The sequence below is a fragment of the Hymenobacter sp. YIM 151500-1 genome (genome assembly GCF_025979885.1).
Classification (GTDB): domain Bacteria; phylum Bacteroidota; class Bacteroidia; order Cytophagales; family Hymenobacteraceae; genus Hymenobacter.
In genome coordinates this window covers 3604126-3625543 of record NZ_CP110139.1, presented here as the reverse complement: position 1 = coordinate 3625543, position 21418 = coordinate 3604126, and the positions used below count along the sequence as shown (strand labels likewise).

The window sequence follows — 21418 nt, the reverse complement described above, 5'->3', positions numbered from 1 at the left end:
TAAAGACGCCCGAACTGACAGACAAATCAGAAGTTCTTCCACAACCTACATTCCATACCCACCCATGACCCTTCGCCACACCTTCCTGCTCTCCCTGGGAACTGCCGCCGCTCTAGCCCTGGCGGGCTGCGCTTCCAGCACCCCGGCCGCTACCTCGGCCGCTACCGACACGCCCGCGGCCACGGCTTCCGCCACAACGACCACCGCCGCGCCGGCCGGGCCGGTGCTGCCGGGCGTGGGCCTCGACCCCAGCAACATCGACAAATCGGTGTCGCCCTGCGACGACTTCTTTCAGTATGCGTCGGGTACTTGGCTCAAGAACAACCCGATTCCGGCCGCCGAGTCGCGGTGGAGCTCCTGGAACACCCTGATTAACCAGAACGAGGCCGTGATGCGCAGTATTCTGGAGGAAGCGGCTGCCAACCGCTCGGCCACCAAAGGCTCCAACCTGCAAAAGGTGGGCGACTTTTACGCCTCGGCCATGGACTCGGCGGCCATCGAGAAAGCCGGGCTGAAGTATTTGCAGCCGGAGCTGGCCCGCATCCAGGCCATCCGGGACCTGAAAGGCATGCAGCGCGAGCTGGTGCGGGCCCAACGCCTGCAAACCCGCTCCGTGTTTGGCATGGGCGTAAACCAGGACCGCAAGAACAGCACCCAGTACGCCCTCTACCTCAGCCAGGGCGGCCTCACCCTCCCCGACCGGGACTACTACCTCAAGGACGACGCCCGCTCTAAGGCCATCCGGTCGGCCTACCAGACCTACCTGGTGAACACCTTCAAGCTGCTCGGCGACTCGGAGGCCGCGGCCCAGAAAAACGCCGCTACGGTGCTGCGCCTGGAAACCCGCCTGGCCAAAGCCAGCAAGGACCGCGTGGCCCTGCGCGACCCGTACGCTAACTACAACAAAATGACCGTGGCCGAGGCCACCCAGCAGTTCCCTAACCTGGGCCTGCCCACCCTGCTGCCGGCCCTGGGCCTGGGTTCGGCTAAGGAGGTGATTGTGGGCCAGCCGGAGTTTCTGAAAGAAGCCAGCGCTGCCCTGCAACAAGAGCCGCTGGCCGACTGGAAAACCTACCTGCGGGCGCACCTGGTGAACTCCGTGTCGTCGGCGCTGCCCAAGGCCTATGTGGATGAGTCGTTTCGGTTTCAACAGGTCCTTACCGGGGCCAAGCAGCAGCAGCCTCGCTGGAAGCGCATGCTGCGCGCCACCGACGCGGCGTTGGGCGAAGCCTTCGGGCAGCTGTACGTAGACAAGGCATTTACCCCCGACACCAAGGTGAAAGCCCTGGAAATGGTGGCCAACATCAAGGAAGCCATGGGTGAGCATATCCAGGCCCTGGAGTGGATGAGCCCGGCCACCAAGCAGGAGGCCCTGAAGAAGCTCAACGCCTTCACCGTCAAAATCGGCTACCCCGACAAGTGGAAGGACTACTCGGCTCTGCAAATCACCCGCGAATCGTACTTGAAAAACCTGCTGGCGGCCCGCGAATGGGAGTCCAAAGACAACCTGCAACGCTACGGCAAGCCCATCGACCGGGCCGTGTGGGGCATGACCCCGCCGACGGTGAATGCCTACTACAACTCTTCGCTGAATGAAATCGTGTTTCCAGCTGGCATCATGCAGCCCCCCTTCTTCGACCCCAAGGCCGACGACGCGGTAAACTACGGCGGCATGGGCGCCGTCATCGGCCACGAAATCACTCACGGCTTCGACGACCGGGGCCGGCAGTCGGACGCCGAGGGCAACCTGCGCGACTGGTGGACCAAAGAAGACGCGGCCGAATTCACGAAACGCGCCGACATGGTAGGCGCTCAGTATTCGGCCTTTCAGCCCCTGGATTCGGTGCACGTGAACGGCAAGCTGACCATGGGCGAGAACCTGGCTGACTTTGGCGGCTTGGCCCTGGCCTACTCGGCCCTGCAAAAGCAGCTACAGAAGAAATACGGCATCCAGCCCCGCCCCCGCTACGACGGCTTCTCGCCGGAACAGCGCTTCTTCCTGGCCTGGGCCCAAATCTGGCGTACCAACGCCCGTCCTGAGTACCTGCGCCAGCAAGTCCTCACCGACCCACACTCACCCGCTCAGTTCCGCACCAATGGCCCGCTGATGAACATGCCGGAGTTCTACGAAGCTTTCGGCTGCAAGGAAGACGCCAAGATGGTGCGCGCCCAAAACCAGCGGGCCCGCATCTGGTAACCCCAACTTTCAGCTGGGCCGGTGCCGCGCCGGGTGTTGAAGATGTTTAGAAAGTGGAAAGACCGTCATGCTGAGCCTGTCGAAGCATCTCTACCGGGGGTAATTCTTGACACTTGTTCAACGAAGCGGGAGAGATGCTTCGACTGCGCTCAGCAGGACAATACCAGCACAACGTCAGCACGCGAGATGCTTCGACAAGCGGACGCCTAATAGAGCGTGAAGGGCCAAGGTGCCTTAGATAACTTCTTCGTCTCTAGGCTCTAGAAACTCCAACGTTTCCCAACTCTCAGTTGGGGTTACAGGCCGCCTGCGCAGTGCAGGCGGCCTTTTTTTGCGACAACAAAAAATATATTCCTCCTGCAAACATCAATTGCTACGAAATATTCGTAGTATTACGAAACAATCGTAACTTAACTCATGGAACGATTAACTCAACCCGAAGAAGATGCTATGCGGGCCTTTTGGCAGCTGGGGGGCGGCTTTATCAAAGACGTGCTGGAGTTGCTGCCGGAGCCCCGGCCGCCTTACACCACCTTGGCCTCCACGGTGCGCAACCTGGAGCGCAAAGGCTACCTGCGCGGCGAGAAGCTGGGCAACACCTTCCATTTTACGCCTTTGATTCCAGCTGAGGACTACCGCAAACGGTTCCTGGGCACGTTTGTGGGCGACTATTTCCGCAACTCCTACAAAGAGCTGGTATCGTTTTTCGCCAAAGAGCAGAAAATCAGCGCCGAGGAGCTAAAGGAAATCGTGCGCATGATTGAGGACCAAACGCCCCCGCAGCCATGATACCGGCTTTGCTGCTCTACCTGCTGAAAACCCAGCTGGCTCTGCTCCTGCTGCTGGGCGTGTACTACGGCCTGCTCCGGCACCTAACGTTTCACCAGCTCAACCGCCTTTACCTGCTGGCCGCCGTGAGCTTCGCGGCCCTGTACCCGGCTCTGGACCTGAGCTACTTGCTGCCGCGCCCCGCCGCTACCTCGGCCCTGCACCTGCCGCTGCCGACTTGGGCCGCCAGAGCCGCAGTAACCTCTGCCGCGCCGGCCCCCACCGGCCCCAATCACGGAGCGTGGCTGCTGGGTTTGTATTGGATTGGTGTAGCGGTGCTGTTGTTGCGCCTGCTGGTGCAGCTGGCTTCACTGGTGCGCCTGCACCGGGCGTCGCGGCCGGCGGCAGCGGCAGGTACGGAGTTTCGGGCGGTGAGTGGCGAGGTCAGCCCGTTTTCGTTTGGGCGCAGCATCTACCTCAACCCTAACCACCACGCCCCGGCTGAGCTACCCATGGTGCTGCTGCACGAGCGAGTACACGTGCGGCAGCTGCACACCTTAGATGTGCTGCTGGCTCATCTGCACCGCGCCGCCGCGTGGTGGAGCCCGGCGGCCTGGCTCCTACTGCGGGCCGTGCAGGAAAACCTTGAGTTCATTGCCGATGCCGCCGTGCTGCGCGAAAGTCACATGCCAGCCCGGCAGTATCAATATAGCCTCGTGCAGCTCAGCACCTTGGCGCCGGTTTCGGCGCTGGCCTCGCCTTTCTCTTTTCTTACCCTCAAAAACCGTATTCGTATGATGAATTCCCGTGCCTCTTCGCCCCGGCAGCTGCTGCGTTATGCGGCCGGCCTGGCTTTGCTGGCGGGTTTGGCCGTGGCCTGCGCCACCCCCAAAGCCACCGAAACGCCGCAGCCTAGTTCGATTACTCAGTCACAGGATGACTTGCAAAATTTGACATATATACTTGATGGCAAGGAAATAGGCCGCAAAGAAGGTGAAGCTTTCATGTTTAGCTCAGACAGTGCCAATGCTGTTGAAATAGTACACGTATTCAAAGGGAATAAGGTCGGTCAAGGTGTTGCTTTAGAAGCTTTACGCCGAGACTATGGCAGCAAACTAGATGATGGAATCTTGCTGATTGTTACAAAGAAAAATCTTGATTCAGAAGCGGTTCGAAGCTTTCTAGCCAAATACAATATAGCTGGTAATACATCTCATAATTCGTCTCGTTCAGCTACTAGCAAGATTTATGAAAAGCTACGGCAAGGTCAGCCGCTAACTAATGAAGAAATTGGCGGCCGCTTGATTATAATCGATAAAAAAGAAGCTTCTATGCAACAGCTACAGGCTCTACCAGCCGGGGTGGTTACAGGTCTTGCACTATCAGACGGTCCGACTCCAAAGTATGGCAATAAGGCACAGCACGGTGTTCTGTATGTGATGACAAAATCGGATAAAGAATAAGAAAATAGTACGCTACAGCAGACGCCCTAATTCTTGCTTCAGAATTAGGGCGTCTGCTGTAGCGCGAAGCTTACGCTTCGCACACCGTTGCACGATGGTCATTGCAACGACCTTACTCTACTTCTCAAGCTAGACTACACCTGACGACCCTTGACGGAAAGCTGAATTGTCGCTGGACAATCGTGCAACGACCCGGCCGATACACGAACTACACAGTTCGCGCTACACCTTTTCCAGCAACTCCACGCATTGCCGGGCTATTTCCAGCTCCTCGTTGGTAGGAATGACCAGCACTTTCACGCGGGCGTCGGCGGGGCTGATTTCGCGCAGCTCTTTGCTGCGGATGGCGTTGCGGGCCGGGTCGAGGCGGATGCCCAGATAGTCGAGGTTCTGGCAGACCAGTTCCCGCACCAGGGCGTCGTTTTCGCCCACGCCGGCCGTGAATACCACGGCGTCGAGGCCGTTGAGCACGGCGGTGTAGGCGCCTAGGTACTTGCGGATGCGGTAGGCGTAGAGGTCATAGGCCAGGCGGGCGTGCGGGTCGCCGGCTTCGAGGGCACGGGTGATGTCGCGCATGTCGCTCAGGCCGGTGAGGCCACTCATGCCGCTGTGCTTGTTGAGCAGGGTGCCGACTTGCTCCGGGGTGTAGCCGAGCTGCTGCTGCAGGTGGAGGAGGATGGAGGGGTCCAGGTCGCCGGAGCGGGTGCCCATCACCAGCCCGCTCAGCGGTCCGAAGCCCATGCTCGTGTCCACGGACCGGCCGCCGTCCACGGCCGTGATGCTGCTGCCGTTGCCGAGGTGTACCGTAATAAGCTTAGCCTCGGGGCGACCCAGGTAGCGGGCGGCCTGGTCGGCTACATACTTGTGGCTGGTGCCGTGGAAACCGTAGGCCCGGATGCCGTGCTCGGTGTACAAGTCGTTGGGCAGGGCGTAGCGGAAGGCCTTTTCGGGCATGGTCTGATGGAAAGCCGTATCGAACACCGCCACCTGCCGGGCCCGCGGAAACGTCTTTTCGGCCACCTCAATGCCGAGCAGGTTGGCCGGGTTGTGCAGAGGTACCAGCGGAAACAGCCGCCGGATTTCGGCCTTCACCTCGGGCGTGACGAGCGTGGTAGCCGCAAACGTCTCGCCCCCGTGCACCACCCGGTGCCCTACCACATCTACCTCGGCCGGGTCCCGGAGTACACCCACTTCCGGCTCGGTGAGCAGACGGGCTACTTCGCGCAGGCCGGTTTCGTGGTCGGAGGCGGGCAGGGGGCGCTGCACGGTGGCCTCGGTGCCATCGGGGCGGCGGGTGTTGTGCGTTACCACGGCGTCGGGCAGGCCCAAGCGCTCCACCAGCCCGCTGCACACCGGCTCCGGCGCCGGCCACCGGAATAGTTGATACTTAATAGAGGAGCTGCCGGAGTTGACGATGAAGATGTACATGGGAGGGCAGAGCAATGGAAAAGTCAGCCAACAAAAGGTGCAACCACTCTCCGCCTCACTTTTGGCCAGACCGTGCTTTTTTCACCAGTCGTACCACCTGGTCAATCAGAAAACCCAGCACCAGTCCGCCAACCCCACAAGCCAGCACTTTAGCCAGCCAGGCTACGGCCGGTAGGGAGGCCAGCGCGTGTTCCAGGTCGTGCAGTAAGTGGTTGGTGAAGGGAATGCCGTGGGCCACGATTTCGGCCCCCACCCACAGCATAGCGGCGGTGCCCACGTAGCTGAGAATGCGCAGGAAGTGCGGCATGAACTTGACGATACCGCGGCCAAATTTCTGAGTAGCCGGATTGTCCGTATTCTCCACCAGATGCAGACCAAAATCATCCGCTTTTACAATCAGGCCCACAAAGCCGTACACGGCCACGGTGATGAATACTGCCACGGCCAGCATAACGAGTATCTGGTTTACTATCGATTGGCCGGTTACCTGGCTGTAGGCAATGGCCATAATTTCGGCCGATAAGATAATATCGGTGCGCACGGCCCCGGCCACCCGCTCTTGCTCCAGCTCCTCCGGCGTAATGGCCTGCACCTGCTCATTCTCCGGCTGCACATCAGGGTGCTTGCTCAGTAGGGAATGTACCTTTTCATACCCTTCAAAACACAAATATGCCCCGCCCAGCATCAGAATAGGCGTAATGGCCCAAGGTGCGAAGTACCCTAGCACCAGGGCCGCCGGCGTTAAAATGAGCAGCTTGTTGAAGAGTGATTTTTTGGCAATCTGGTAGATAATCGACAACTCCCGGGAGGGGTCCAGGCCCACGACGTATTTGGGGGTAACGGCCGTATCATCTATCACGATGCCCGACACCTTACCAGTCGTTTTGGCTACCTGCGCCGGCACATCGTCCAAGCTGGCGGCACTGACTTTCACCAAAGCCGAAACATCATCTAGTAAAGCAAAAAGTCCGGAAGGCATAGCGGGGTTGGGTGGTTGTTTTTTGGTTTAAGAGAGTGTTCTGCTTGTTTGCTCTTCTACCAAGCGGCAAGCTACCGAAAGGAACTGTACTAACGCCAAGAGGGTTGTCTCGCGGCTGCGCAGCCTCTACCTTTCAACACTACTTTTCGATTCGTCAGTAAGCCGCCACCACATGACCACCGTAGATTTCCGGGAAGCCCACGCCCAGCAGTGGGAGCAAGTAAGCGAGGAGGTAGAACGCACCATCCTTCGGTCGCAGCCCGGCGAAAACCGCGTGCTTATCAAGATTGGCGCCGGCAGGGCTTACCCCCACCACGCCCACGCCACCCCCGACGAGGTGTTTGTGGTAGATGGCGTGTACGTGGACCCCGGCGTGGAAAACGGCCGGCCGTTCGGCCCCGGCTCCTACCTGTACTACCCACCCGGAACCGAGCACAACGCCACCAGCCCCAGTGGCTGCACCATTCTGGTCTGGAATGCCGGCGCGCCCAAGACATAATGAGGTGACCAGCCGATGAATCGCCAGACAACTTGAAGGCCCTGATATGCCCCGGCCTATGTTTCCTGCCCCTGAATAGCCGTCAGCAGCACCGTGTTGAATACATCCTCCACGGTGCAGCCGCGGCTTAGGTCGTTTACCGGTTTATTGAGCCCTTGCAGCATAGGCCCAATAGCCAAGGCCCCGGTTTCGCGCTGCACGGCTTTGTAGGTGTTGTTGCCGGTGTTGAGGTCGGGGAAGATGAGGACGCTGGCCTGGCCGGCCACTTCGGAGCCAGGCAGCTTCTGGCGGCCCACAATGGGGTCCACGGCGGCGTCGTACTGGATGGGGCCTTCCACTTTGAGGTCGGGGCGGCGCTGGCGCACGAGCTGGGTGGCCTGGCGCACTTTGTCCACGTCGGCGCCCTCGCCGGAGGTGCCCGACGAGTACGACAGCATGGCCACGCGGGGCTCGATGCCGAACCGCTGGCTGCTCTCGGCCGAGGAAATGGCAATTTCGGCCAGCTGCTCGGCCGTGGGGTTGGGGTTCACGGCACAGTCGCCGAACACCGCTACCCGGTCGGGCAGGCACATGAAGAACACCGACGACACCACCGACACGCCCGGCCGCGTTTTAATGAACTGAAGAGCCGGCCGGATGGTGTGCTGCGTCGTGTGCACCGCCCCCGACACCATGCCGTCGGCGTGGCCCTTATACACCATCATCGACCCGAAGTAAGACACGTCCGTCATCAGGTCGCGGGCCATATCCAGGTTCACGCCTTTGTGCTGGCGCAGCTCAAACAGAGTCTGCACGTAGTCGGGGTAGACCTCCGAGCGTACCGGGTCGAGCAGGCGGGCCCGGCCCAGGTCGAGGCCCAGGCGCTTGGCGGCGGCCTGGATGGCGGCCGGGTCGCCGAGGATGGTGAGGTCCACCACGTCTTCGGTGAGCAGGCGGGCTGCCGCGCGCAAAATTCGGTCGTCGTTTCCCTCGGGCAGCACAATGTGGCGGCGCTGGCTCTTGGCCCATTGCAGCAGCCGGTACTGAAACATGTGGGGCGTCAGGCCTTCGGGCTCCAGCGTGACGATGCGCTCTTGCAAGGCCGTCACGTCCACGTACCGGTTGAAGGTGTCGATGGCGAGGCGGGTTCTCCGGGGGTTGTCGGGGGAGATGAGCGCCTGAATGGCCCCGATGCGGGTGGTGGTGAGAAAGGTGCCAGCGGATACGGCCAGCACGGGCACCACGGTTTCGAGGCCTTCGAGCAGGCGCAGCACGGGCTCTTCGGGCTCCAGGCCGCCGGTGAGCACCAGCCCCGCCACCCGCGGGTAGTTGGCCGAGAGGTTGGCCTGCTGAGCGGCAATAACAATGTCGCCCCGGTCGCCGGGCGTCACGATAAGCACGTTTTCTTCGAGGCGGGTCAGGAAGTTAGGCACCTGCATGGCCCCGGTAATGAAATGGTCGACCTGGTTGCCCAGGTGCTGCTCGCCCAACAGCACCTTGCCGCCCACCTGCTCGTAGATTTCCCTGACCGTGGGGTTTTGCAGGTTCTTATCGGCCGGAATCACGGCCAGGATGATTTCCGGCGGCAGCTGGGCCCGCAAGAGGTTCTGCACGTCGGCCACCTGGTCGGGGGCCACGCGGTTAGCCACGGCGGCCAGCACCTGTATTTCGCGGCCCTCCACGCTGCGCCACATCGTGAGCAGGGCGTTGACCAGCTGGGCCGTGGTTTTGCCTGCCCCCGACACCACTAGCAGCACCGGGGCGCCCAGGTTTTTGGCAATCGACAAGTTGGCGTCGAACTCGAAGGCCGTGCCCTCGCCCTGAAAGTCGCTGCCCTCCACCACCGTGAAGTCGTAGGTGTCTTCCAGGCTTTTGAACTTGCGAATCACCGTGTCGATGATGTCGCCCTGGCGGCCGGCCTCCAGTAGTTGCATGGCCTGGGGCCGGGTGTAGGCGTAGGTGGCGTCGTAGTCGAGGGGCAGCTGAAAGTGCCGCACCACCGTGTCAATGTGGCCGTCGGAGTGCCCATCGGCGGTTTCGTTGATAATGGGCCGGAAGTAGCCGACTTTCTGGGCCCGGCCCAGCAGCATGTTCACCAGGCCCAGCGCCACCAACGACTTGCCGCTGTGCGGCTCGGCCGAAGCAATGAATACGGTTTTGGTCATACGAGTCGCAACGAAGCTGTAGCCGCCCGCCCCCGCGGGAGCCGACTGGTGCAAGGTAGCAGGTTCCGGTTCCTTACGTAGCGCCCGGTGCAAAAGCTGAAATGCGGGCCGCAGCCGGCACCCCAGGCCCGCACAAACCCAAACTCAACCTCCGCCGTATCGGGCACACGTCTGGGCGCGCGTAGCCCGCTTCTTTACCCTATTTGCATGTCTGACTTCTCTACCAGCAGCCTCGCCGACTTTCTGCACCTCACCCACCGCTCCGACCTGGGCCTGGTGGCGGCCCGCTGGACGCGGCCCACGTCTTCCTCGGAGCTGCGCGCCGGCTACCAAACTCTGCTCCGCTACGCCGCCACTTCCTGCGACAGTTGCTGCCGCTGGCTGGTTGACTCGCGCCGCCGCGTGCAGGTAGACGCCCGCGACGTGCATTGGCTGACGGAGGAGTTTTACCCGGCGCTGCGCCAGCATCTGCATGCCCACGTGTACCTGGCCTTCCTGCTGGCCCCCTACCAGCTCGACCAGGTGCAGGACGACACCCTCCCCTCCCTGCCTTACACCCACGGCGACTACTGCTCCCTGAATCAGTTTACGGATGAAGGCGAAGCCGTGCGCTGGCTGGTAGCCCAGCGCTAGGCTCTGCTGGAGCTGTGCACACCGGCTTGCCAGCCGCCCTTACTTCCCAGCCCATCCAAACGCATTACCCGCTGGCCTCGCTTCCCACCCTGCAAGCCAAAACACCCCCGGACCTGGCCTGAACCTGGTTGGTGCTGAGGCTACTGAGGAGGTCGAATAATCGTCCTACTGAGCCCATCTGGCGGGCGACTGTCTGGGTGGCCGTATCCTGATTTATCTGGCGTTTGCTGGCTAAACGCAGGTTCGCTGGAAGCAAGCAGCTTTCCCGCTTCGTTTACACAGTTGTAACTACTCTCGGCAGGGGTGCTTTGGCCCCGCTCAGCAGGACCAGGTCAGCGTATTTTCATTCATTAAAAAAGCCCTTCCTGCGTGCAGGAAGGGCTTTTCACTACAGTATTACAGGGGCTGCTTATGCGCCTACTCCCGAGCTTTGGGGCCGGCTTTCCATTTCGGTTGCGGGGTCAAAGCTTCCTCTGTCGTGGTTGCTGCCGGCATCCGGGCTGTTTACGCTCGTGGTGGAGGAATCACCCTGCTGCACGGTAACATCGGTGGCCTGCTGGCCCACGCGCTCCGACATCTGGCCGGGGTTGACAGAGCCGTTCTGGCCGCCTCGTACCTCAATCTGGTGGCGCATGGTTTTTTGCTGGTCTTTGGGTACGCTCACGCGCAGCATGCCGTCTTCAAACGTGGCTTGAATGCCGCTGGCATCTACCGTGTCGGGCAGCACGAAAGAGCGCTGGAACGAGCCGAAAGAGCTTTCTACTACGTGGTAGCGCCGGTCATTCCGCTCGTTGCGAAACTGCCGCTCCCCGGAAATGGAAAGGCGGCCCTGGTGGAAGTCCACCTTGATGTCTTCCCGCTTCATGCCGGGTAATGCCGCTTCAATTTCGTAGCTCTTTTCCGTCTCGTACGCATCCACGTGGGGCGAGAAGCTGCTTACCCGCCCGCGCGAAGCCAACGAATCGTTAAAGAACCGGTCAAGCATGGTGCTGAAGCTCGACGAAGCTAGGTCCGAGAATGCGTCCTGATACTTTTGAATAGCCATGTGAGTGGTTGTTTTGAAGTGAAAGGAACTGCAATTAGGTGCCTGTATGTACGTAGCGTCCCCAACCAGGATTCACAAAAAAAGCTGTTTTTGGTACTGTTGAGGCGGTTTTTGTTGAGCTGACGCAGATTCTGACAGCTGGTTTTACGCAGCACTTGCCTGGTCAGCAGCTACCAACCGCCAGCCGCTTCGCTTCTGCATTCCCCTCCGCCAGCTGGCCGTAAGCCACCTTTTTAGAAGCGCTGCCAAACTGCCTCTCCGTGGCCTTCCTTACTCTCTGGGTGTAGCTGTGTCAGGCGTAATGTCCCTGAATAAGCCAATAAGCTCATCCGTAGTTTTATCTATATTTTATACAAAAACAGAAGTAACTTATGTTTACCGACTACGTTTTTCAACGTGCTTGAACATTTGACAGAAAATCAATTTATATTGGTTACTACAATTGCACCTGCCTATGAAAACACCTTACGCTTCCGGTTCTTTTCCTTTTGTGCCACGCTTCAGTGCATCTCCGGTATGTTCAAAAATCTACTTCTCCTATTCTTGTGCCTGCTGACGCTCCTGGAGCCAGCTGAAGCCACCGCACTTCTACCCACGGACGAGACGGGCCCCAAACCCGTCCTCACCATGCGCGTTGGCCGCCCTCACTACCGCAAAGGCCGCCCCAACTACAAACGCTACCGCGGCAACAGCCGCCATAAACCCAGGAAGCTGGGACCCGTGCGCCGCTGGAAGCTGCGCCGCAAAGCCCAGTACAAGCGCCAAGGCAACCCCAATATTAAAGTGGGAGCCCCCGTGCGCTCCATGTCCAAGAAGTAGTGGCCCCAGCCTTGAACCTTCCAGAGCCGGCCACAGCCAGCTGAGAAGTGGCTGGCGCAGCTATTGCAGCGTCTCTACACGGGCCAACCAACTCGGTAGCTTTGCCCAAAACAGCTCCTACGCCACTAGCCCCGTCCCTACCCCCACAACTTCTTGCCGGAGCTGTGGGGGCAGGTGACGGGGCTTGCTGTTGCTGGCGCGCAGGCCGTGGCGGGCAACAAGGGCATCGACTAACTATTTCTGGAAAAAAGAATACTTATCAACCCAAAACAACCTAGCGGCTTTCCAAAGTAAAAGCTGGATATTTGTCCGCTACTTCACTTGCTATGTTGATTGTAGCCGGCGTTGTCGGCGCTTTGGCTTTCTTATTGCAGGCGGGTAGGAAAAGAGCCGTTTCTTCTCTTCTTTCTTATGTTCAAAATCCTACTCTTGCTGCTGTGCGGCCTGTTGACCCTCCTGGACCCGGAAATGACCCTGGCCGACCCAGCCGCAGCGCCCGAGGCCTCCACCGAAGCCGACGTCATCGGTGACCAAAAAGTGCCGCGCCCTAACTACAAACGTTACCGCGGCAACAGCCGGCGCCGGCGCGGACCATTTGCCTACTTCCGCCGCCGCGCCGCCCGCCGCAAAGCCCGCCGGAAGGCCCGGCACTCGGCCCCCGCGCCGCGCCGCAAAGGCGTCATTACCGTTGACCCACCCAAGGGCACGATGCCGCCCCGCCAGTAATCATAGAAGCCGCTGATCTGTCCGCTGATTCGGCAGATCGTGGCTCCGTGTGTGCCGAAGCTGTTTCAGAAGTCATTGGCTTGTCCTGCTCTATCTGGCGTCCGCGCAGCCGAACCGAAGGAAGGCGCAAGCCAAGCACCTCTCCCGCTCCGGCTGCACAACAGAAGCTAGCCAGCACGCGAGACGCTTGGCTTGGCCGGCCTTCGGCTCGACAAGTAGATGCCAGATGGAGCAGGACCGTTCCAGTAAGTTTCCAGCGCACACGGAGCCACAATTTGCCGGATCAGCGGACAGATCAGCGGCTTCTGTGCTTTGCTTCCGTACATGAGCTACCTCACCTTACCTGTATTCTATGCCAACTTCGCGGCTTGAGCACGACTTTCTGGGCGAACGAAGCCTGCCCGCCGATGTCTACTATGGTATTCAGACGTTGCGGGCGCTGGAAAACTTTCACATCACGGGCATCCCGCTGAAGTCGGAGCCGCTGTTTGTGCAGGCCCTGGCTTACGTGAAAAAGGGCGCTGCCCTGGCCAACCGCGACCTGGGCGTGCTCGACCCGGTACTGGCCGAGTGTATAGCCCGCGCCTGCGACCGGGTGGCGGCCGGCGAGTTCGACGACCAGTTCCTGACCGACATGATTCAGGGCGGGGCGGGCACCTCCGTCAACATGAACGCCAATGAGGTTATTGCCAACGTGGCACTGGAGCTGATGGGCAAGTCCAAGGGCGAGTATGAGTTCTGCCACCCCAATAACCACGTCAACTGCTCCCAGAGCACCAACGACGCCTACCCCACGGCCTTCCGCATTGCGCTGAGCAACAAGCTGGTCGGCTACCGCCAGGCCTTGGAAGAGCTGGCCGAGGCCTTTGCCCGGAAGGGCGAGGAGTTCCGCAACGTGCTTAAGATGGGCCGCACCCAACTCCAGGACGCCGTGCCCATGAGCATGGGCGACGAGTTTCGGGCCTTTGCTACCAACCTGCGCGAAGAGCTGCTGCGCATCGAGGACTCGCGCCGCCTCATCCACGAAATCAACATGGGCGCCACCGCCATCGGCACCCGCGTAAACGCCCCGGATGGCTACGCCGAGCGCGTAACGGAGCACCTGCGTACCATCACCGGCCTCGACCTGAGCCTGGCCGGCGACCTGATAGAAGCCACCTACGACACCGGCGCCTACGTGCAGCTGAGCGGGGTGCTGAAGCGCACAGCCGTGAAGCTGTCCAAGATTTGCAACGACCTGCGCCTGCTGTCCTCGGGCCCGCGCACGGGCATCAACGAAATCAACCTGCCGGCCCTGCAACCAGGCTCCAGCATTATGCCCGGCAAGGTAAACCCCGTGGTGCCCGAAGTAGTCAACCAAACGGCTTTCTACGTTATCGGGGCCGACCTCACGGTGACCATGGCCGCCGAGGCCGGACAGCTTCAGCTCAACGTGATGGAGCCGGTTATTTCCTTTGCCTTGTTCACGAGCATCAGCTACCTCACCCGCGCCTGCCATACACTGCGCGAGAAGTGCGTAGTAGGCATCACGGCCAATGCCGCCCACGCCGAAAGCTTGGTCCGCAACAGCATCGGCATCGTTACGCAGCTCAACCCCGTGCTGGGCTACGAAACCGCCGCCGACATTGCCAAAGAAGCCCTGCGCACCGGCAAAACCGTGTACGACGTGGCCGTGGTGGAGCGCCAGCTGCTTAGCCAGGAGAAGTGGGACGAAATCTTCACCTTCGAGAACCTGATTCGGCCTCACTTTATCAAGTAGCGTAGCGGCAGCTTGGCCGGGCTTCGGGGTGCGGCGGTAGTCAGAATTCAGCGCGCCCGTTAGCTCAACTCCCGCTGGTGGATGACCGTAAAGCGTGGAAGCGGCGGCGTAGCTCGGGGCAAGCCTGCCCGGCTGCGCCGCCCCTTCTCTTTTCTACTGTCTTCCACCCTCTTGCCCCTGCTCATGTTCCGCCTCCTCTTCTTTGCAGGCCTGCTGGCCGGCCTAGCCACCGCCGAATCGGCCCAGGCCCAGAACCGCCGGCCGGCCGCGCCCACCCAGCGCAGCCTCACCGAGCGGGTCAGCCCGCTGCCGGGCGTGACCCTGCCCACCGGCGCCAGCCAGCGCAACGCCGACCCCCTGCCCGTTCCCACGGAGGTGCGCCCCAACGGCACCCTGCCCCAGCCCAAGCTGCCCAAAGGCGAGGTAATCGTCGACTCGGTACAAATAACCCCTGACCCGGCCCGCCGGCCCGCTTCCCGGCGGCCCTGACCCGTGGCTATCTTGGCGCTCTGGTTCCCGTTTTTTGCTGGTCCGTTTGTCGCTATGTCAGATACACTTTCCGACCGTCTTCAACTCACCTACCGCCCTGATCTAGACATTCTGGTGGGCCGCTGGACCCGTCAGCCCGAGGTCAGCATGCTACCAGCCATCTACGACCATCTCACCCAGACAGCACTGAACTGTGGGGCGCATTTTTGGCTACAAGACATCCGCCGCCGCACCTTCAACGACCCCACCACTACTGACTGGCTGCTGACGACTTACTTCCCCGAGGTGTCTCGCCGCCTGGGCGGCCGCCTGCACGTGGCATACCTGGTTGGCCCCGGCCTTATGCACCACCTTCTGAGCGGCCCTTGGTTTCTGCCGCCCGAAGCCTACCACGATAAACCATTTAACGTGGCTTTCTTTGGCGACGAAGGCGAGGCCGTAGCCTGGCTGCACCGGCAGCGGCAGTAACAGAATATCGTAGTGCTTTCAGTGCCTATGCCTAGAGCGTTGTCACCCCTGATGGCTGCCAGAGCCGATGGCGCGGGGCTATGCCCCGCGCCATCGGGCTACAAAAAAGGCGCGGGAAACCGCGCCTTTTTTGTGATTATCTGCTTAGTAGTTCTCTTTCTGGAACCCGAACTCCCGGAGCTGGGCCTCGAAGGTATCGGGGTAGTTGGCTTTGATGTGGTGAATGAGGGCGCGCAGGGCTCTAGTTAAATCAGTTGTGTGTTTCAGCGTTACTCACCAGCCTTGAATGTGGTGTACTGAAATGGCCCGCTTCCGAGCTGCTCCTGAGTATTGATGTATACAATCCAATAGTCCCCGCCGCTTTCATAGCGCCACGGGCCACGCTCTTTAATTATCTGCTCTTGTCTCACTTCGTAATAGTTATCGGCTTTAAGGTATAACTGGCAAGTAGGGCAGTTTGGATAAGCACTTAGAGAATAGACTCCGATGTATTCTTTTGCTGCTATTTGATGATTGTAGTACTGACTCCCGCCAAAAAGAATCAGCAACCCTACACTTATCCCAAACAAAAAAACGTACGACCTCCGTGACTCAAGCGGTGACACAGTCCGCCAGCGAATAAAAAAATAGATGCTATAAGCACCAAGTAGTGCATAAATGAACCAGATTAACAGAATACCAAGCGCAGCCATCTACCCTCGAAGATATAGCGGTATTACTTTTTAGCTTTCTCCTAACGACGTCCGTATTTATCTTTAGCCTGTGACTCGCTTAGGCCGCGTCGCCTTCGCTGGGCTACGACAAAGACCTCGGTTGTACCAACCGGGGCACCAATATGACCGAAAGGCTCTGTAACTCCCGAACGCCTAAGTTCCACTTAGGAAGCTAATGTAAGGGGAACGGAGCCTTTCGTTTTTACTCGGTAAAGGGCCGCTACTTCAGCTTCGTATCCGGTGGCAGCTTCCCTATTTTGATTAGGTGGGCCAGAAACTCCTGTTTCGTCAGTGGCCCGCTGATGCGGCCGGCATTCCATTCTTCATCGGTTTTGCCGTTCATGGAGAGCAGCGGTGGTTGCCTTCTTTGCAGCAGCGAGGCTGCGTAAGCTTGACAAGCGCGCAAGTCGTTGGCTTCCAGGTCGGGGTAGTCGGCTAGTATCTCCTCATTGCTCATGCCCGAAGCCAGCAGTTCCAGCACACTCTGCACCGTGTAGCGCAAGCCCCGCACGGTGGGCTGGCCGTGGCAGATGTTGGAGTCGATGGTGATGCGGGAGAGGAGGTCGGGCATACCTTCAAAGTACGGATTTTCTAAAAGTTGCGCCGTAGCCTAAACGCAGTTGTGTCCGCGCTATTAGAAACTTCTAGTAACGAGGACATTGGGCTAAAATCTATACTCTTTTTGCTCTTAAAGCACCTGATTTCACAATTCTTATTGCTGATTTATTATGTTGAGCATTATGTTCTATTCTACTAAAGAAACTGTTGCGTCTTCCTTTCTCAAGATTCTTTAAAAAGCATATGAGTTCAGATTGTTCTAAGCCATGTGAAGCTTTACAGATGTCTTCTAGCACCTCAATATCGGATGCGTCGCCATATGTGCTTATAAAGTTTCTAGCTGTGGAACGAAGGTAATATGGCTGAGCTTGGTTAAAAGCCAATTTTCTTATTCTATCAATCAAAACATTATCAGGCATAAAAGCTTTTTGATTAAACCAACGAATTATTTGATAGTTTTGATAACAATAAATAGTCTGTTCTGAGCAGAAGAAAGAAGATACTATGGATAATGCACGTGGGTACTCAATCGAATCAAAGTACTTTAGAACTGTATGCGTTTCTTCGGGATGTTCAGATAAAATATATGTACAATGGTCTGCTGCATAATCGTCCTTCTCCTCTCTTAATCTACGTAATAAAAACCGATACAATGTTTTATTGAAATCATATTTACCTTCTACAAAAAAGTCATTAAAAGTACTTTTGATAATACCAATAGGAGCGTCTTTAGGGTCTATCGGATCCTCAATATCAGATCCGGGTGCTGACGGCTCTACGACCTCCTCTTTCTTCTTTGCTTTGATTTGTTCATTTACATTATTTATGATATTAGGTATATAGGCGAAGTCATACGTTGCTTGTTCTGCATCATATATTTTGGTTTTACTAGAATGCAGGCTAAGACCCTTCTTTCTTAAAGCCTTAGTTAAATCAACTATTGCTTGCTTTGCCTGTGTTAAGCTTGTGCAGAATATTCTAAAGTCATCAACGTATCGACAGTGCTTGTAACCTTGATTGTATAGAAATTTATCTACTGAATTCAAATACAATTTTGCTAGTATATCTGATGGAACGCACCCTTGTGGCAATCCTCTTGCCGGAACTTGTGACCATGTTCCTAAGCAGGCACCAAGGAGCTGAATGACTTCTTCTGGAGCTTGTGTCGCTTTTAAGTTCGATAAGAGTGTAGTATGATCTATGTTTTCAAAAAAGCATGATATATCAGAAACTACTACATAAGGGAAGGTTTTTATGTATGACAAACTTTTGGTTCTAAAATTATCCCAGCCTCGATATGGATCTAAAATCCAACTACCCTCTTGAATATTCAAGGCGTTAGAACAGTCTATCTTATACTGCGCCCATTCAACTTGGTTATATATGTATTCAAATAAGCTACCAGCTAATGCATAGTATACTAATAAATCCTCAGTAGTCAAAATAGCTCCTGGACGAATTAGATATTGACCTTTAGGAACGTCACAAATCTCTGCATAACTTGGCTTATACTCTTTAGAATTCAATCGGTTGTCAATTGAACCTAACCAATCTGATAAATTATTTTCAATTAATTGATATTCGTATGGAAGCACAATAAAACCTCTTTCCTGGCTTTCCTCTTTTAATCTTTTCCAAGCTAAGGCTAAGTTCAGATTAAGCATGTCGTAGTTTCTATTATTTACTTAGATATAAAAAAGGGTGAAGTTACAGACCTCACCCTTTTTATTTGTGTGTATCAATAAGTGCGCTTCCTACGACCCGCACGCCTCGCAAGCGTCCGGGTTATCCAGGGAGCAGGCCATGTCCGAGGCGTTTTGGGCGGCTACGTTCAGCGGCTCCAGGGTCTCGGCGGCTTGCTTCTGCACCGTGAACTTGATGGCGTCGGCGGCGGCTTTGGTGCGCAGGTAGTACATACCGGTTTTCAGGCCCTTCTTCCAGGAGTGGAAGTGCATGGAGGTGAGCTTGCCGAAGTTCACGTTCTGCACGTGCAGGTTCAGGCTCTGGCTCTGGCAGATGTAGGCGCCCCGGTCGGCCGACATGTCGATGATGCGGCGCTGCGAGATTTCCCACACCGTCTTGTACAGGTCCTTGATGTGCTGCGGGATGTTGGGGATGTCCTGCACCGAGCCGTTGGCGGCAATGATGGCGTTTTTCATCTGCTCGTTCCACAGGCCCAGCTTCACCAGGTCTTTGAGCAGGTGCTTATTTACCACCATAAACTCCCCGCTCAACACGCGGCGCACGTAGATGTTGGAGGTGTAAGGCTCAAACGACTCGTTGTTGCCGAGAATCTGGGCCGTGGAGGCCGTAGGCATGGGCGCCACCAGCAGGGAGTTGCGCACGCCGTGCTCCATTACCTCGGCCCGCAGCGTGTCCCAGTCCCAGCGCCCCGAGTCGGGCGTGACGCCCCAGAGGTCGAACTGGAACTTGCCCTGGCTCAGGGGCGAGCCGGGGAAGGTTTCGTAGGCGCCGTGCTGCTTGGCCAGGTCCTTGGAGGCCGTCATGGCCGCGAAGTACACTGTCTCGAAGATGTCCTTGTTCAGGCCCGTGGCTTCGTCGCTCTCGAAGGGCATGCGCAGGGCAATGAACGTGTCGGCCAGCCCCTGCACACCCAGCCCGATGGGGCGGTGGCGGCGGTTGCTGCGCTCGGCCTCGGGCACCGGGTAGTAATTGATGTCGATAACCTTGTTCAGGTTCTTCGTGGCGTGGTAGGTTACCTCGTAGAGCTTCTGGTGGTCGAAGATGAGGTTGCCGTGGTCGTCGGGGCGTACGTAGCGGGGCAGGGCCAGCGAGGCGAGGTTGCACACGGCTACTTCGTCCTTGTCGGTGTACTCCAGAATCTCGGTGCAGAGGTTACTGGACTTGATGGTGCCCAGGTTTTGCTGATTGCTCTTACCATTGGCGGCGTCCTTGAACAGCATATAGGGCGTGCCGGTCTCGGTCTGGCTTTCGAGCACGGCAAACCACAGGTCCTGGGCCTTGATGGTGCGCCGGCCGCGGCCTTCCTTCTCGTACTTCTGGTAGAGGCGCTCAAACTCCTCGCCCCAGCACTCATCGAGGCCGGGGCACTCGTTGGGGCACATCAGGGTCCAGTCGCCGTTCTGCTCCACGCGCTTCATGAACAGGTCGGGCGTCCAGAGGGCGTAGAACAGGTCGCGGGCCCGCATTTCCTCCTTGCCGTGGTTCTTTTTCAGGTCGAGGAAGTCGAAGATGTCGGCGTGCCAGGGCTCCAGGTACATGGCAAAGGCGCCTTTGCGCTTGCCGCCGCCCTGGTCCACGTAGCGGGCCGTGTCGTTGAACACCTTGAGCATGGGCACCAGCCCGTTGGAAGTGCCATTGGTGCCTTTGATGTAAGAGCCCGTGGCCCGCACGTTGTGCACGGCCAGCCCAATCCCGCCCGCCGACTGCGAAATCAGGGCGCAGTTTTTCAGCGTGTCGTAAATGCCCTCGATGGAGTCGTCCTTCATCGTGAGCAGGAAGCAGGAGCTGAGTTGGGGCTTGGGCGTGCCGGCGTTGAAGAGCGTGGGGGTGGCGTGCGTAAACCACCGCTCACTCATCAGGTTATAGGTCTCGATGGCCGAGTCGATGTCGTCTTTATGGATGCCCACAGCCACGCGCATGAGCATGTGCTGGGGGCGCTCCACCACTTTGCCGTCGAGGCGCAGCAGGTAGCTGCGCTCCATGGTCTTGAAGCCGAAGTAGTCGTAGTTGTAGTCCCGGTCGTAGATGATGGCCGAGTCCAGGGTAGCGGCGTGCTTGTGGATAACTTCCCACACGTCGCGGGCAATGAGGGAGGCGTTTTCGCCGGTTTTGGGGTCTTCGTAGGTGTACAGCCGCTTCATGGTGGAGCTGAACGACTTGGAGGTGACCTTGTGCAGGTTGCTCACGGCAATGCGGGCTGCTAGGATGGCGTAGTCGGGGTGCTTGGTGGTGAGCGAAGCGGCCGTTTCGGCGGCCAGGTTGTCCAGCTCAATGGTGGTTACCCCGTCGTAGATGCCGTCAATCACCTTTTTGGCCACCTCAATCGGCGACACGAACAGCATGTTGAGGCCATAGCACAGCTTTTCGATGCGGGCCGTGACTTTATCGAACTTCACGGACTCGCGGCGTCCGTCGCGTTTAATTACCAGCATAGGCGTAGCAGGTTGATGTGGAGAGGTTGGAGTAGGAAGAAGCCCGCTCCCGACGGAGCCAGCCCTGATTCAGAAGAGAGGTCAGCAGACGCCCGCTCCTGGCGCGGCTGCGTCTATTGATTCCGGAAGATATTCCCTTCTGGCGGGCAGGACAAACCTTCTGTCCAGAAGTTTTCCACATAAGCATAAAACAGTGCCGTTCAGAGGCTTTTTGCCTGAAGAAGCTCGGCTATATAGCCATGCCGCTTGCCAGAATTTTTAGTTGGCGGAGTGAGACGGAATGTGTAGCCTCACCCCCGGCCCCGCAACTGCTTGATGCGCAGTATCCCGTGGAGAGGGGGAGCCAGACGTTCGTCGTTCTGCGCAGTCCTTTCGGCTACCGCCTCAAGCACGGCTACCGGATTTGCGGTGAAGGTGGCCGCGTAGCGGCTAAAGGGTTGTAGCTGCCATACGTAGTAAAAACGTCGCGCCGCATAGCGGTGCAAGAAACGTTCTGGTGTCTCTTGCCCCGCTACGCGGCGCTAGCCTGTTTGCTCCCATCTATCTACAAACCTGTAGGCCGCTACGCGGCTGGGAATTCGGTGCCATCTGTAT

Annotated in this window: 18 protein-coding genes; 10 read left to right on the top strand and 8 right to left on the bottom strand. The window is 58.1% G+C overall.

The window, feature by feature from the left end; all coding sequences use genetic code 11:
• The first annotated feature begins 64 nt into the window (after window positions 1-64).
• From OIS53_RS15195 to OIS53_RS15185, 3 genes are all read left to right on the top strand, one after another.
• Window positions 65-2197, top strand: a complete 2133-nt coding sequence (locus tag OIS53_RS15195) for a M13 family metallopeptidase (protein WP_264679418.1) — start codon at window positions 65-67, stop codon at window positions 2195-2197.
• 417 nt (window positions 2198-2614) lie between these two features.
• Window positions 2615-2986, top strand: a complete 372-nt coding sequence (locus OIS53_RS15190) for a BlaI/MecI/CopY family transcriptional regulator (protein WP_264679417.1) — start codon at window positions 2615-2617, stop codon at window positions 2984-2986.
• A gap of 59 nt (window positions 2987-3045) precedes the next feature.
• Window positions 3046-4428, top strand: coding sequence for a M56 family metallopeptidase (locus tag OIS53_RS15185; protein ID WP_264679416.1), 1383 nt, complete (start codon window positions 3046-3048; stop codon window positions 4426-4428).
• 222 nt (window positions 4429-4650) lie between these two features.
• Here the strand turns inward: OIS53_RS15185 and OIS53_RS15180 are convergent, their stop codons facing one another.
• Both OIS53_RS15180 and OIS53_RS15175 read right to left on the bottom strand, forming a co-directional pair.
• Window positions 4651-5856: an acetate/propionate family kinase gene (locus OIS53_RS15180; RefSeq protein ID WP_264679415.1), complete on the bottom strand. Its 1206-nt coding sequence runs from the start codon at window positions 5854-5856 to the stop codon at window positions 4651-4653.
• A gap of 55 nt (window positions 5857-5911) precedes the next feature.
• On the bottom strand, window positions 5912-6835 hold the full coding sequence (locus tag OIS53_RS15175) for a DUF808 domain-containing protein (protein WP_264679414.1): 924 nt from the start codon (window positions 6833-6835) through the stop codon (window positions 5912-5914).
• A 172-nt stretch (window positions 6836-7007) separates the two neighbouring features.
• On the opposite strand from OIS53_RS15175, the gene OIS53_RS15170 reads away from it, so the two are divergent.
• Window positions 7008-7334 (top strand): cupin domain-containing protein, encoded by a 327-nt coding sequence (locus OIS53_RS15170; protein ID WP_264679413.1) that lies wholly within the window; start codon window positions 7008-7010, stop codon window positions 7332-7334.
• Between the two features lie 56 nt (window positions 7335-7390).
• Here the strand turns inward: OIS53_RS15170 and pta are convergent, their stop codons facing one another.
• Window positions 7391-9478 carry a phosphate acetyltransferase gene (gene pta, locus OIS53_RS15165; protein ID WP_264679412.1) on the bottom strand — a complete coding sequence of 696 codons (2088 nt, stop codon included), beginning with the start codon at window positions 9476-9478 and terminating at the stop codon, window positions 7391-7393.
• A gap of 207 nt (window positions 9479-9685) precedes the next feature.
• On the opposite strand from pta, the gene OIS53_RS15160 reads away from it, so the two are divergent.
• Window positions 9686-10111, top strand: coding sequence for a hypothetical protein (locus tag OIS53_RS15160; protein ID WP_264679411.1), 426 nt, complete (start codon window positions 9686-9688; stop codon window positions 10109-10111).
• A 409-nt stretch (window positions 10112-10520) separates the two neighbouring features.
• Here the strand turns inward: OIS53_RS15160 and OIS53_RS15155 are convergent, their stop codons facing one another.
• A complete protein-coding gene (locus tag OIS53_RS15155) occupies window positions 10521-11156 on the bottom strand; it encodes an Hsp20/alpha crystallin family protein (protein WP_264679410.1) in 636 nt (211 codons plus the stop codon).
• Window positions 11157-11783: 627 nt separating this feature from the next.
• Here OIS53_RS15155 and OIS53_RS15150 point away from each other — a divergent pair.
• The 5 genes from OIS53_RS15150 (at window position 11784) to OIS53_RS15130 (ending at window position 15417) form a co-directional block, all read left to right on the top strand.
• Window positions 11784-11975, top strand: coding sequence for a hypothetical protein (locus tag OIS53_RS15150; RefSeq protein WP_264679409.1), 192 nt, complete (start codon window positions 11784-11786; stop codon window positions 11973-11975).
• A gap of 411 nt (window positions 11976-12386) precedes the next feature.
• Window positions 12387-12701: a hypothetical protein gene (locus tag OIS53_RS15145; protein ID WP_264679408.1), complete on the top strand. Its 315-nt coding sequence runs from the start codon at window positions 12387-12389 to the stop codon at window positions 12699-12701.
• Window positions 12702-13053: 352 nt separating this feature from the next.
• Window positions 13054-14460 (top strand): aspartate ammonia-lyase, encoded by a 1407-nt coding sequence (aspA, locus tag OIS53_RS15140; protein ID WP_264679407.1) that lies wholly within the window; start codon window positions 13054-13056, stop codon window positions 14458-14460.
• Window positions 14461-14643: 183 nt separating this feature from the next.
• On the top strand, window positions 14644-14949 hold the full coding sequence (locus tag OIS53_RS15135) for a hypothetical protein (protein WP_264679406.1): 306 nt from the start codon (window positions 14644-14646) through the stop codon (window positions 14947-14949).
• 54 nt (window positions 14950-15003) lie between these two features.
• Window positions 15004-15417, top strand: a complete 414-nt coding sequence (locus OIS53_RS15130) for a nucleoside/nucleotide kinase family protein (protein ID WP_264679405.1) — start codon at window positions 15004-15006, stop codon at window positions 15415-15417.
• 269 nt (window positions 15418-15686) lie between these two features.
• Here the strand turns inward: OIS53_RS15130 and OIS53_RS15125 are convergent, their stop codons facing one another.
• The 4 genes from OIS53_RS15125 to OIS53_RS15110 all read right to left on the bottom strand — a co-directional run bounded on the left by OIS53_RS15125 (window position 15687) and on the right by OIS53_RS15110 (window position 20824).
• Entirely contained in the window at window positions 15687-16109 is a 423-nt protein-coding gene (locus OIS53_RS15125) for a hypothetical protein (RefSeq protein WP_264679404.1), read from the bottom strand.
• A 241-nt stretch (window positions 16110-16350) separates the two neighbouring features.
• A complete protein-coding gene (locus tag OIS53_RS20400) occupies window positions 16351-16701 on the bottom strand; it encodes a DUF433 domain-containing protein (RefSeq protein ID WP_319805461.1) in 351 nt (116 codons plus the stop codon).
• Between the two features lie 100 nt (window positions 16702-16801).
• Complete coding sequence (locus tag OIS53_RS15115) at window positions 16802-18352, bottom strand: RNA-directed DNA polymerase (RefSeq protein WP_264679403.1); 1551 nt, start codon at window positions 18350-18352, stop codon at window positions 16802-16804.
• Window positions 18353-18442: 90 nt separating this feature from the next.
• Window positions 18443-20824, bottom strand: coding sequence for a ribonucleoside-diphosphate reductase subunit alpha (locus OIS53_RS15110; protein ID WP_264679402.1), 2382 nt, complete (start codon window positions 20822-20824; stop codon window positions 18443-18445).
• Between the last annotated feature and the right edge of the window lie 594 nt (window positions 20825-21418).

What these genes read in the sequence shown, in the direction of transcription:
- OIS53_RS15150 (WP_264679409.1), top strand. Translation starts at nt 11,784, where the DNA reads ATGCGCGTTGGCCGCCCTCACTACCGCAAAGGCCGCCCCAACTACAAA.
- OIS53_RS15175 (WP_264679414.1), bottom strand. Translation starts at nt 6,835, where the DNA reads ATGCCTTCCGGACTTTTTGCTTTACTAGATGATGTTTCGGCTTTGGTG.
- OIS53_RS15170 (WP_264679413.1), top strand. Translation starts at nt 7,008, where the DNA reads ATGACCACCGTAGATTTCCGGGAAGCCCACGCCCAGCAGTGGGAGCAA.
- OIS53_RS15125 (WP_264679404.1), bottom strand. Translation starts at nt 16,109, where the DNA reads ATGGCTGCGCTTGGTATTCTGTTAATCTGGTTCATTTATGCACTACTT.
- OIS53_RS15180 (WP_264679415.1), bottom strand. Translation starts at nt 5,856, where the DNA reads ATGTACATCTTCATCGTCAACTCCGGCAGCTCCTCTATTAAGTATCAA.
- aspA (WP_264679407.1), top strand. Translation starts at nt 13,054, where the DNA reads ATGCCAACTTCGCGGCTTGAGCACGACTTTCTGGGCGAACGAAGCCTG.
- OIS53_RS15110 (WP_264679402.1), bottom strand. Translation starts at nt 20,824, where the DNA reads ATGCTGGTAATTAAACGCGACGGACGCCGCGAGTCCGTGAAGTTCGAT.
- OIS53_RS15195 (WP_264679418.1), top strand. Translation starts at nt 65, where the DNA reads ATGACCCTTCGCCACACCTTCCTGCTCTCCCTGGGAACTGCCGCCGCT.
- OIS53_RS15115 (WP_264679403.1), bottom strand. Translation starts at nt 18,352, where the DNA reads ATGCTTAATCTGAACTTAGCCTTAGCTTGGAAAAGATTAAAAGAGGAA.
- OIS53_RS15160 (WP_264679411.1), top strand. Translation starts at nt 9,686, where the DNA reads ATGTCTGACTTCTCTACCAGCAGCCTCGCCGACTTTCTGCACCTCACC.
- OIS53_RS15145 (WP_264679408.1), top strand. Translation starts at nt 12,387, where the DNA reads ATGTTCAAAATCCTACTCTTGCTGCTGTGCGGCCTGTTGACCCTCCTG.
- OIS53_RS20400 (WP_319805461.1), bottom strand. Translation starts at nt 16,701, where the DNA reads ATGCCCGACCTCCTCTCCCGCATCACCATCGACTCCAACATCTGCCAC.
- OIS53_RS15130 (WP_264679405.1), top strand. Translation starts at nt 15,004, where the DNA reads ATGTCAGATACACTTTCCGACCGTCTTCAACTCACCTACCGCCCTGAT.
- OIS53_RS15155 (WP_264679410.1), bottom strand. Translation starts at nt 11,156, where the DNA reads ATGGCTATTCAAAAGTATCAGGACGCATTCTCGGACCTAGCTTCGTCG.
- OIS53_RS15135 (WP_264679406.1), top strand. Translation starts at nt 14,644, where the DNA reads ATGTTCCGCCTCCTCTTCTTTGCAGGCCTGCTGGCCGGCCTAGCCACC.
- pta (WP_264679412.1), bottom strand. Translation starts at nt 9,478, where the DNA reads ATGACCAAAACCGTATTCATTGCTTCGGCCGAGCCGCACAGCGGCAAG.
- OIS53_RS15190 (WP_264679417.1), top strand. Translation starts at nt 2,615, where the DNA reads ATGGAACGATTAACTCAACCCGAAGAAGATGCTATGCGGGCCTTTTGG.